Annotated in this window: 12 protein-coding genes; 2 read left to right on the plus strand and 10 right to left on the minus strand. The window is 52.4% G+C overall.

Annotation, left to right across the window (positions count from 1 at the left end):
• Positions 1-68: 68 nt before the first annotated feature.
• Entirely contained in the window at positions 69-1,433 is a 1,365-nt protein-coding gene (locus tag T502_RS07915) for a PFL family protein (protein ID WP_042706653.1), read from the plus strand.
• 159 nt (positions 1,434-1,592) lie between these two features.
• Positions 1,593-1,928, plus strand: a complete 336-nt coding sequence (locus T502_RS07920; protein ID WP_042706654.1) for a hypothetical protein — start codon at positions 1,593-1,595, stop codon at positions 1,926-1,928.
• 121 nt (positions 1,929-2,049) lie between these two features.
• Here the strand turns inward: T502_RS07920 and T502_RS07925 are convergent, their stop codons facing one another.
• The 10 genes from T502_RS07925 to T502_RS07970 form a co-directional block, all read right to left on the minus strand.
• Positions 2,050-2,565, minus strand: a complete 516-nt coding sequence (locus T502_RS07925; protein WP_042706655.1) for a flavodoxin — start codon at positions 2,563-2,565, stop codon at positions 2,050-2,052.
• Between the two features lie 210 nt (positions 2,566-2,775).
• Complete coding sequence (locus T502_RS07930; protein WP_042706656.1) at positions 2,776-3,960, minus strand: SPFH domain-containing protein; 1,185 nt, start codon at positions 3,958-3,960, stop codon at positions 2,776-2,778.
• Entirely contained in the window at positions 3,960-4,496 is a 537-nt protein-coding gene (locus T502_RS07935) for a hypothetical protein (RefSeq protein ID WP_052359261.1), read from the minus strand. The genes T502_RS07930 and T502_RS07935 overlap by 1 nt, the downstream gene beginning before the upstream one ends.
• 252 nt (positions 4,497-4,748) lie before the next feature.
• On the minus strand, positions 4,749-5,342 hold the full coding sequence (locus tag T502_RS07940; protein WP_042706657.1) for a hypothetical protein: 594 nt from the start codon (positions 5,340-5,342) through the stop codon (positions 4,749-4,751).
• A 22-nt stretch (positions 5,343-5,364) separates the two neighbouring features.
• Complete coding sequence (locus tag T502_RS07945) at positions 5,365-6,390, minus strand: hypothetical protein (RefSeq protein ID WP_042706658.1); 1,026 nt, start codon at positions 6,388-6,390, stop codon at positions 5,365-5,367.
• On the minus strand, positions 6,387-7,295 hold the full coding sequence (locus T502_RS07950) for a hypothetical protein (RefSeq protein ID WP_052359262.1): 909 nt from the start codon (positions 7,293-7,295) through the stop codon (positions 6,387-6,389). The genes T502_RS07945 and T502_RS07950 overlap by 4 nt, the downstream gene beginning before the upstream one ends.
• A 314-nt stretch (positions 7,296-7,609) precedes the next feature.
• Complete coding sequence (fhcD, locus tag T502_RS07955) at positions 7,610-8,509, minus strand: formylmethanofuran--tetrahydromethanopterin N-formyltransferase (RefSeq protein ID WP_042706659.1); 900 nt, start codon at positions 8,507-8,509, stop codon at positions 7,610-7,612.
• A 146-nt stretch (positions 8,510-8,655) separates the two neighbouring features.
• On the minus strand, positions 8,656-9,231 hold the full coding sequence (locus T502_RS07960; RefSeq protein ID WP_042706660.1) for a 5-formyltetrahydrofolate cyclo-ligase: 576 nt from the start codon (positions 9,229-9,231) through the stop codon (positions 8,656-8,658).
• A 21-nt stretch (positions 9,232-9,252) separates the two neighbouring features.
• The gene (locus tag T502_RS07965) at positions 9,253-10,320 is read right to left on the minus strand and encodes an ROK family protein (protein WP_052359263.1); all 1,068 of its coding nucleotides are present in this window, start codon (positions 10,318-10,320) and stop codon (positions 9,253-9,255) included.
• 23 nt (positions 10,321-10,343) lie between these two features.
• A complete protein-coding gene (locus tag T502_RS07970) occupies positions 10,344-10,682 on the minus strand; it encodes a hypothetical protein (protein ID WP_042706661.1) in 339 nt (112 codons plus the stop codon).
• Positions 10,683-10,753: the final 71 nt, after the last annotated feature.

Genomic DNA, 10,753 nt, shown 5'->3' on the forward strand with positions numbered 1-10,753 from the left:
CGCAGCCGGCAATCGCAGTTTGACCGCACGATAAATAACGCTTAATTACGCAAAAATTACGCAAAAACATGATAAACATCTTTGAAGTCCACGAGACCAACAAAATGATCGAGCAGGAGAAGCTCGATGTCAGAACAATCACCATGGGTATCAGTCTGCTGGACTGTATCGATTCTGACCTTGAAACGCTGAACAATAAGATATACGAGAAGATTACAAGGCTTGCGAGGAACCTTGTGCCGGTCGGCAACGAGATTGCGCTGGAATACGGAATCCCAATCGTAAACAAGAGAATCTCGGTCACGCCGATTGCGCTCGTCGGCGCCAGCGCCTGCAAGTCGCCGGATGACTTCGTAGAGATTGCAAAGACGCTCGACAAAGCCGCAACCGAGCTCGGCGTCAACTTCCTCGGCGGATACTCGGCGCTGGTCTCCAAGGGTATGACGCCCGCGGAGAAGAACCTCATTCTCTCCATACCGAAGGCGCTCTCCTGCACCGAGAGGGTATGCAGCTCCGTGAATATCGGCTCGACCAAGACGGGTATCAATATGGATGCCGTCAAACTCATGGGCGAGACCATAAAGAAGACGGCGGAGGCAACAAAGGATATCGACTCGTTCGGCTGCGCAAAGCTCGTGGTCTTCTGCAATGCGCCGGATGACAACCCCTTCATGGCGGGGGCGTTCCACGGCGTTACGGAAGCGGATGCAATCATCAATGTCGGCGTCAGCGGTCCGGGTGTCGTCAAGCACGCTCTCGAATCGGTTCGCGGCGAGAACTTCGAGGTTCTCTGCGAGACCGTGAAGAAGACGGCTTTCAAGATCACCCGCGTCGGTCAGCTTGTCGCTCAGCGGGCTTCGGAGAAACTGAATGTGCCCTTCGGCATCGTAGATCTCTCGCTTGCGCCGACTCCCTCCGTAGGAGACAGCGTTGCCGAGATCCTCGAAGAGATGGGTCTGGAATCGACGGGTGCGCCGGGCACTACAGCGGCGCTTGCGCTTCTTAACGATCAGGTCAAGAAAGGCGGCGTCATGGCAAGTTCTTTCGTCGGCGGTCTCAGCGGCGCTTTTATCCCCGTCAGCGAGGACAAGGGCATGATCGATGCCGTCAACCGCGGTTCGCTCACAATCGAGAAACTCGAGGCTATGACCTGTGTCTGCTCGGTCGGTCTGGATATGATTGCGATACCCGGAAAGACACCGGCATCGTCGATAGCGGGAATCATCGCCGACGAAGCTGCGCTCGGAATGGTCAATCAGAAGACGACGGCGGTCCGCCTTATCCCCGTCGTCGGCAAGGATGTCGGCGATTCGATTGATTTCGGCGGTCTCTGGGGTTCCGCACCGATACAGCAGATAAATACCTTTGACTGCTCGGCTTTCGTGAACCGCGGCGGAAGAATCCCCGCACCGATTCACAGTTTCAGAAACTGATACCCCATACCTTTTTCATTTTTCTTTCAATTTCTTCTTTTCCCGTTTTTCATTTTCGGGTCGAAAGTTTTGGAATATCCCGCGAAATTGCTATATATTACATGCATCAATTTTAAATATATCAGTCAGTTTCGATTGTTACAGTAAAAAGGTCATATCATGAGTGTAGATAATACAAGATTTAATCTGGCATGGCTGTCGATTATCCTCTTCATTGCAGCCGCCGTTATCTTCGGAATAGTATTCAATATGCCTCTGATGGCATGCGTCGGAATTTTCTTCCTCGGTACGGGTGCCGTCACCGCGGTTCTCGGGGCAATCGTCGGAAAGACGGATACCATGCTTATCGGCGGAGGCGCGGCACTTGCAGTCGTCGGTCTCGTGCTTGTCGTAATGAACTACTCGGCAATCAACCCGGTGCTTTTGATCGCAGCCATTGTGCTCGTCGCGGCAATCGCCGGAATTATTGCCGTTATCGCAAAGAGCAGAAAGTGAACGGAATAAATCCGAATCAATCAGAATCCAAAATCACATTTTTTTACGATTTTTATTTTAAAAAAATTATTTTCAAAAAAAAGTTCCCGGTAATAGTTTCGGGGAGATATTTTCAGAAAATTCAGAGAGATTTCTTTGCCCATGCGGCGACCGTGCTCTCGCTCTCCGCGGACTTATAACCTCGAATCGAAAGCCCCGCCTTTATGGTTGCGCCCCTGCAGATATTCTTTAAGTCGCGCTCACTGCCGCCCATGCCGCTGCCCTCATTCGTGCAGAACGGAATTACGGTCTTGCCGGTGAAGTCATACTTCTCCAGAAGGGTGAACATGCACATCGGCATCGTACCCCACCAGTTGGGATAGCCGATGAATATGGTGTCATAGCTCTCGAAATCCGGAGGATACGCCTTAATCTCCGGACGTGCATTTGCACGGAGTTCTGCTTTTGCCTCCTCGATACAGGTATTGTAGCTCTCGGAATACGGCTTTACGGTATCCACCTCGAAGATATCTCCTCCGACAGCCTTCCGTATAAATTCGGCTACACGCTCGGTATTGCCCTTTTCGAGGTTTTTCAAACCGCCGTTCCAGTAGTTCTCGCCCTTGCGGGAGTAATAAACGATAAGTATCTTTGACATGATGACAGCCTCACAAATTCACTTATTTTACTCTGTCACGGGGTGCTAAAAAATCTATCCGAATTGAAGCGATTAAAAAAAACCGTGATTATAAAAAAAATAAAAAAAAGAAAATGAATTTTAGTTCTGTTTTGTCTGATTTTGTCTGATTTTACCGGATATTATCTGATTTTATCTGATTTTACCGGATATTATCTGATTTTTGTCAGATTACTGCTTTGTTCCGCATTCGGGGCAGAACTTGGCGCCGGGTGCAAGCTCGGCACCGCACTCGGTGCAGAAGGACTTCTTGGGGGCAGCCTCGACCTTGGTTCCGCATTCTGGGCAAAACTTTGCCGTTGCCTTGATTGCCGCTCCGCAGTTTGCGCATTTCGTCATGCCCGCCGCGTCTGCCGCTGCCGCTCCTGCCGCAGCTCCTGCTCCGGCTGCCGCCGCGGGTGCCGGCTGGGGCTGCTGGGGTGCGGCTCCGAAAGGTGCGGGCTGTCCGGTCATGCCTGCCATTCCCTGCGCCATCATGCCGCCCATACCCATACCTGCACCCATACCTGCGCCCATCATGGCAAATCCGGCACCTTCGCCGCCCTTTGAAGCGCCGACGCCGATATTCTCGATTGCCTTTCCGGACTGGTACTGCATGTAGTTAACGCCGAGAGCCGACATTGCACCGCGTTTATTGATGGCATCCTGAACCTCTTCCGGCATATTGATGTTAAGACCGGAGAACTTCATGATCTTCAGACCGTAGACCTCGGTCTCGGTCGTCAGTTTACCCAGACAGATCTGTTCGATCTCCTGAAGATATGCGGGCATATCGAGGACGCCCATCTGCTTCTTGGTCTTAAGCTCGCCGAGAGTGTCGTTTAAGACCATCACAATCTGATCCTTAAGCCATGAGACGATCTCGTCGGACTGGGTAAGACCCTTGGTGCCGACAAACTGCGTGATCATGAGAAGCGGATCCACGACCTTGTAGGAGAACTGACCGAACATTCTCAGCTGGACGACGCCGAAATCGACATCGCGGAATGCCAGGGGCTGGCTCGTTCCGAACTTGTCGCGGAATTCGCGTTTCTGAACCCAGTAGAACTCTCCTATCTGGGTAACGCCCGTAATCGCCTTGCCGATTGTGCCGAGGATTGGCACATTCTGACTCGTCAGTGCATACCTGTCGGGTCTGTCGAATAACTGCATTGCTTTGCCGTCGCGGAAGAAGATACCGAATTCGTCCTCGCGGACAAGGACGTTATCGTTCCAGACGATGTTTCTGGGCAGACGCCACATGACGTTGTCGCCTTTGTGATCCTCGACCCAGTAGAATCCGCTGCGTGTCTCGGCACCGTCGAGATCGCTGCCGGACCCTATTTTTGTGCTTGTTTTAGAAGAAAATAATCCCATTATATCGCTCCGAGATTGGCCATTGTTTCAATACGCTTTCCGAACTGATTCTGCAGCTCGTTTAACCCGGCACGCGTCTTCTTCGCATTTGCCTTTACGGTCGCAAAGTCGCCGCCTTCGGCCGCGGATAGTGATGCCGCGGTAAAACCCGCCAGATCGTTGACTCCGCCGAGAAGCGAGAGGTCATACTCGTAGAGGGTGTTGAGTTCGTCGTCGGCAACGCGGTATGCGGGCGAGATACCCGAATAACCCTGTTCAGCATGGCGAATCTTGGCTTCCGTCGTCTTTGCCGCCGAGATTACCGCCGCAATGTCGTTCATCAAATCCAGTTCAAGCTCGCGGCTGCAGACCTCGCGGATATCTTCGAGCGGCTTTAAGACCTCGTCGCGCATTCTGTCGGCGATCTGAAGTCTTAACATCGAATCCGCGATTCTCAGGTCTTCACGGATACGGTAACCGCGATATCCGGGTATCGCCATCTGAATCTTCTTGAGAAGACCGCGGTCTTCGGAAACTCTTTCTCTTATATCGGTCATTTTAACTCCTGATTTTACTGTATTCCCGTTTTGAATACGTTTCTGATATATTTACCATATATTTCGGATATATTTCGGGTATATTCGGGATCTGTTCCCAATATACCGATATTCCTGATATTATAAACCTGTATGGGATACCCGACGTAAGATATCCGCACGGGATATCTCCGTAAGGTATCGATAAGGCACGATTGGGTATCGTTCTCTGTGTTCTCAGTGTTGTCAGTGTTCTCGGTATCCCCGGTATTCTCAGATACCAATCGTGTAGCTCGTATTATCTTTCCAGACCGGCAGATAGACCACTCTTGTCGAGTTTATGTCGAAACTGTAGTCGAGGTCCTGAAGGGTTCCCGGGATCTCGGTCTCGTATCTAAGGAAGAGGAACTCGGCGTTCTCGCCGGCAACATCCTTGTCCATAGTCATCTTGGCACGATCTGCGCCTTTAAAGTCGGATACCGGGTTTAATTCCGGCTGATCGAGTGTCAGATCCATGTTCCAATCACGCGAGTATTTCTCGGGTATCTCGTCGGCGGCGCAGACGTAGAAGTCGCGTGTTCCGCGCATCTGCCTCTGACCGGTCACGACCCTCATGATGCCGCCTCCGGACAGCCTCTCGCGCCTTACGTCCAGATTCGCGTTTACAACCCAGAAAGGCACGTAAACAAGCACTCCCTTAGACTCTTTCGATGCGCCGGCAATCACGTAGCTCACATCGACAAGAGAGCTTTTCTCCTTAGAGTAGAGCGAAATCTTGTCGCAGTGACTGCACTTAAGCATCATATCGCGTGCCTTTGTCTTAATCGGCGCTCCGCAACCGGGGCATTTGAGTTCTATTAATAACATCTTAATTCACCTTCTCTTCTCCTCAGTAGAAATGATCGTAAGCGTCATGAGATATTGTCTCAATCTTGCCGACTCCGTCTCCGGATTTGAGACCCTTTCCTTCAAGGTTGCCCGTGATAATCTCATCGCCGTATCTGAACCTCTGGTAACAGAAATAGAAGATACATACCGCGGCTATCAGCAGAATTATGAATACCATGCCGCCGTCCTCTCCCAGACCCGTGCACAGACCGCCGCCGATACCGACAAGCGCTCCCGAGGCGGCACCGCCGATTCCCGCGGAATTCGCCTGACTTGCGACGCTTCCGGGCGCTCTTCCGGTAAGGACATCGCCGGTTATGCCGTCGACCGTCGCGAAGTAACTGCGTTCCTCGTATGAGTATCTGATTACCCAGAACGGGTAGTAGACCAGAGTAAAGCCCTTGGGGAAGACGAAGCCTTTCTGGAAGGTTACGCCGTCGAGAGAGCTCGCTCCGTCGGAGATTGCCTCATTTTTAATGTATTCCTCCCCTTCCCTGAAACTGTCATCCTTCGAGGTGGTGACTCCGAAGGTCACGATATCGGCATCATCGAAGAATATCGGTTTTGCGTTCTCGGGAACTCTTATTCCCTCGAGTCCGAGGTCGCCGACGTTGCATGCCGAGGATGTGTAGATGTATTCGCGGTTGATTAAGACCTCTCTCGGCTCCCTTATCGTGTGGTCGTCTTTGTCTTTCCTCTCGATATATCCGCATACGCAGGCTTTGCCGCGGGCAATCAGTCTCCAGAACGGGATGTATATCGGATAGACCTCGTCAAACGAGGATTTCTCTATAAGATCGGGTGCTTTGGGACCTTTCTTCATCCAGCTCTTTACTTCTTTTACAGCCGCTTCTTTCTCGACCGTGAGTTTGTACATTACCTTTGACGAGCCTTCCGAGCTGTCAAGGGCAAAGACGGCGTCACAGTACTGACAGATTGCAAGGGATTCTCCCTCTTCGCATTCCACCTGACCGCCGCAGGACGGGCATGTCATCGAGATAAGCAGTTTTGATGTCTCGCCGCTCATTGTTTCACCTCCGGTTCGGCACCGGTTTCAGCAGTCCGTGCATCCTGTGCGCCGGCGTCCGAAGGCGCACCGCTCTGTGCATCCGACGGTGCGGACGCACCTTCCCCTGCCTGAGCCGCGGAACCCCCTGCCGCCGCTCCGCCTCCGGCTACCGCCGGTGCAGGTTTCTTCGTGACTACCTGCTGTGCCATGTATCTTCCGGCAAGCAGTCCGCCGGCTGCGAGAACTATGAAGAGGACGTGTATCGAGCATGCAAGGTATCCCCCTATAAGTCCGAGAACGAACGAGACTCCCATTACCGCCATATACTGTGCCGAGCCGCGGCTCGGGGACGGTCCGGAGTAGACTCTTCCCGAACTGCCGTCTATGACCACGTCATAGCTCTTGCCCTCGAATTCGTAGGTCATCTCGTAGATAGGGAAGTAGACAAGTGCCTGATCGATTGCGTTGCCCGGCATCTCCCCGATATAGGATCCTATGCTGATGTCGGGATCAATCTGTTTGGCATCGCCTATCGAGACTTTGTCGTCGTAGATGACCTCGCCGCCGGGAGGGATCTCCAGATTATGCATTCCCGGGAGGGTTGTTCCGCGTGCAGGTCTGACAAAGACCTTCTCGCTCTTGTTCACCGACCTTCTGAACCTGAATACGGGGAAGAATTCCTTGACGATTTTGGTTATCTTACAGCCGTGTTCCAGTTCTTTTGCCATCGAAGGACCTGCGGTCCATCTCTTGAAGATGCCTCTGGCTTTCACTTCGTCGATTGTGAAAGGAAGCAGATAATAGAACAGAGCTTCACTTCTGTCGACATAGGTAACAGTGCCGCAAAACTGACATTTTGCTATCTGTGTGCCCGGATCGACGGCGAGTGCAGCACCGCACTTAGGACAACTAAATTGTGGCATAATTTATTATCTGCATCAACTGATTAAACTATTCTGTAACGATGCAGGAAATCCGCATTCACGCCCTATCGAGCGTATTCGGCAATTTAAGCGAAATCCGATGACTTTTTGCGTATGAAAATCCGCGGTTTTTTCGCGGGATTGCGAAAAGACAAAAAAGATGTATATATTTTAATTGATTTTATCCGGACATTGCGGCTTTTTTGTGTGCGCCGTCATGCCCGTCATTCCCGTCATGCGACCGTTAAAGGCGCTGCATGCGTTGCATGCATGCGTCGATGGCTTTGCAGCCTTTGCAGACGTTGCAGCCGTATTCAGCAGCCTTCAAGAATTTTGTGCAGGTAGAAGTTGTTTGTGCCGAGTTTGCCGCCGTAGTTGCCCGCTCCGATATAGAGGATGCCGTCAACCCCGGTTGCCGCAAGTATGCCTTTCTTCATCGCCGCCGAGATTACCTCCGCGTTGAGTCCGTTGATGACTATCTCGTAGATGGCATTGACGCCGTCGGGAACCTCGGAGTCCTCGATCTTACCTTTAAGCGAGGGGCAGAACTTGTGGTTGGTGCTGGCGGGCATGGGGAACTTATAGTTCTTGCTCGCAACCTTGGAGCCGCTCGCGACAATGCCGCCCGGGAACGAGGCGATGATGCCTTCGGTGTTCTCGAATGCCTTTACGGCTTCCTGCGCCGCTTTGAGTGCGCTTGCACGGTCTTTGCCCATGATGAAGAAGTTTCCGCCGGCGATTCCCTTTACGCCGCCGAATCTGTCTTCGCAGATGAAATCACCCTCCATTACGGGGATGCTCCAGCATTTTCTGCCGCCGACCTCGACACGCGATTCGTATTTGTCGCCGAAGAATCTTATCTGGGTGTTGAAGCGTGTCGTCTTTACATCCGGAAATCCGTCAAAGACGGCGGTGGTCGCTGCCGTGAGGATGCACTGCGATACCCTGTCGGCAACGTTCTCCTTGAGGCTCTTTCTTGCCGTGCAGATAAATATCGAGATTCCGGGTCTGCCGTCGGGGGTCTCGGAGGGTTCGTAGAGTCTTTCGATTCCCGCTTCGCAGGGACAGTAGATTGCCGATGTCGCAAAGCCCGTTGCTTCCACAGCCGCAATCTTTGCAAGTTCGTATGAGTCCGCCGTGATGATTACACGCGAGAACCATATCGGGAATGCTTCAGCATATGTGTCGATGATTTCAACGCCGTTTATCTTCATAATTTCTCCTTTTGGATAAAAATAAGAGTTTTTGGTTTGTTTTGATCTTGTTTTGGTTTGTTTTTTGTTTGTTTTCGGTTCGTTTCGGGTTTTCAGGATTTATTATTGAATTTGCCTTATTTGCCGTTAATTGCCGTTATTGCCGCTTATTTCTTCTGAAAAGCAATACCGTTCTCGGTGATTACGTAATCGACGGGAACGTCGAACTCTTCGGTCGGAACCTTCTCGGCTTCCTGGCATGCGAATGCCATGGCGACGGTCTTGATTCCGGGGTTCTTGTCGAGGAATCTGTCGTAGTATCCGGAGCCGTATCCGAGCCTTGAGCCGTACTTGTCGAAGGCAAGCATGGGCAGGATAACGACGTCGACGGCGCCGTCGGGGACGGGGATCTCATGACCGATGGGTTCGGGCACATTGAAGGTGCTCGGGACAAGATGGTTGAGATCCTTTAAGTAGGAAAGGCGCAGGCTGTGGTCTTCCTTTACGATAATGGGGACGACGAGGGGGTTGCCTGCCGCAAGAAGCATCTCGAGGAAAGGTCTTGTGTTTACCTCGGCTTCTTTTGAGACGAAGCCCATTACGGTCTCGCCGGGTTTGATGATGGCGAATGTGTTCTTACAGATCTGCTCGCTTTTGATGCGTTTCTCTTCGGGGGTTAAGCTGTTTCTGCGCTCACGCATTATGTCGCGCAGCTTGTTTTTCTCTTCACGCAGCATGTGCATATAGGTTGGTCACTTAAATATTTAGTATTGCTTATGAGTGTCGGCGGACCGATTCTCGCCGTGAACGTTATACCCGCGCAATGAGAGGGCACAGCAGTATGCCGCGCCGTAAAGCGGCGCCTTTCCTCCGAGCCGGCTTAAGCGGATCTCGGGCGCCGGCAGGTATCCGTCGAGATATTTGAGAATGCCCGCGATGATAAGTTCGCCGTTGTTTGCGGCGACGGAGCCGTCGAGGATGATTACCGCGGGGGAGTATGCCGCCGTTATCGAGGATATCGCACGGGCGTTTACTTTGGAGAGTTCTTCGTAAAAGCCCGCGAATACGCCGCGGTCGCAACCGCCGGCGCCGGCGCCGTCTTCGTCGTCTTCGTTATTCACGCCGCGGCTTAACTCCTCTCTTATGCCCGCGAAGATGTCCTCCGCGGTCGGAAGGATTGCCGAGCATTTCACGGGGATGCGATTTTTGCGGCAGTATGCCCTGAAGAAGTGCGGAATGCCCCTTCCCGAAGCGTAGCCCTCCCAGTGTCCGGTATGACCGCAGCTGCATCGGACGGAATATGTGCCGTCCACGTAGAGATGCCCGACTTCTCCGGCATTTCCGGTATTGCCGAGCAGGAGGTGACCGTCCGCGAAGATTCCGCCGCCGATGCCTGTGGACATGGAGATATAGACTACGTTGTTGCGAAAGCCTTCGCCGCCGTCGCCGTCTTTTCCGACCTCGCCGAGGACTCCGCAGTTGGTGTCGTTCATCACGAAAACGGGTTTTTTGAATGCTTCTTCAAGCGGCGCTTTTATGGGAATAACGGGAAAAAGAAGATTGGGGGAATGAATCAGCTCCCCTTTTTCCATGTCGAGGGGACCCGGGACGGAGACGCCGACGGCTTTCGCGGACGCGATCTCCTCCGCGCTCAGACTTGAACGTATGAGGTCGATGATTGCGTCGGCGTAGATCTCCGGTCCGCTGCCTTCCCGCGGTGTGACGGTCTTTGCGTATCTTACAATCCCGTCGCCGTCGAAGAGTGCGGTACGGAGATTCGATCCGCCCATGTCAACCGCGATTACCGAATCGGAACAGTTCCCTTTTGCCATTTCAACAGCGAATCCGAATCGGCTTACATCAGTTTGTTTATCTCGGCGGAGATCTGCGGGAGCGAGATTCTTCCGACGGGCGTTATTTTGCCGTTTACTATGACCATGGGAATCGGCGGCTGGTCTTTCTCGACAATCTCGGCGATATGGTCCGGAATGCCGTCGTCGAGGAGGGTAAGCCTTACTTCGACCTTATCCCCGTAGATATGTGCGAATCTCTCGCGGAGTGCCTCGACCGCGTTTACGAGTTTCTCGGAAGGAGCGCATTTTTCCAGATCGCAGGTGCGGTCGCCGTCGCAGGGGAACGGACCGCAGAACGAATCCTTAAAGCCGGCAATCTCAACAAGTATTGTATTACTCATACAGGATTGTTTGCAGGTCTTACTATATTGACTTTGCATAAACTTTGCATAAATTCGCATAAATTTGCATA

Source organism: Methanomicrobium mobile BP, from assembly GCF_000711215.1.
Lineage (GTDB): Archaea > Halobacteriota > Methanomicrobia > Methanomicrobiales > Methanomicrobiaceae > Methanomicrobium > Methanomicrobium mobile.

Coding starts and splice junctions, on each gene's coding strand:
- T502_RS07915 (WP_042706653.1), top strand. CDS start 69: ATGATAAACATCTTTGAAGTCCACGAGACCAACAAAATGATCGAGCAG.
- T502_RS07920 (WP_042706654.1), top strand. CDS start 1,593: ATGAGTGTAGATAATACAAGATTTAATCTGGCATGGCTGTCGATTATC.
- T502_RS07925 (WP_042706655.1), bottom strand. CDS start 2,565: ATGTCAAAGATACTTATCGTTTATTACTCCCGCAAGGGCGAGAACTAC.
- T502_RS07930 (WP_042706656.1), bottom strand. CDS start 3,960: ATGGGATTATTTTCTTCTAAAACAAGCACAAAAATAGGGTCCGGCAGC.
- T502_RS07935 (WP_052359261.1), bottom strand. CDS start 4,496: ATGACCGATATAAGAGAAAGAGTTTCCGAAGACCGCGGTCTTCTCAAG.
- T502_RS07940 (WP_042706657.1), bottom strand. CDS start 5,342: ATGTTATTAATAGAACTCAAATGCCCCGGTTGCGGAGCGCCGATTAAG.
- T502_RS07945 (WP_042706658.1), bottom strand. CDS start 6,390: ATGAGCGGCGAGACATCAAAACTGCTTATCTCGATGACATGCCCGTCC.
- T502_RS07950 (WP_052359262.1), bottom strand. CDS start 7,295: ATGCCACAATTTAGTTGTCCTAAGTGCGGTGCTGCACTCGCCGTCGAT.
- fhcD (WP_042706659.1), bottom strand. CDS start 8,509: ATGAAGATAAACGGCGTTGAAATCATCGACACATATGCTGAAGCATTC.
- T502_RS07960 (WP_042706660.1), bottom strand. CDS start 9,231: ATGCACATGCTGCGTGAAGAGAAAAACAAGCTGCGCGACATAATGCGT.
- T502_RS07965 (WP_052359263.1), bottom strand. CDS start 10,320: ATGGCAAAAGGGAACTGTTCCGATTCGGTAATCGCGGTTGACATGGGC.
- T502_RS07970 (WP_042706661.1), bottom strand. CDS start 10,682: ATGAGTAATACAATACTTGTTGAGATTGCCGGCTTTAAGGATTCGTTC.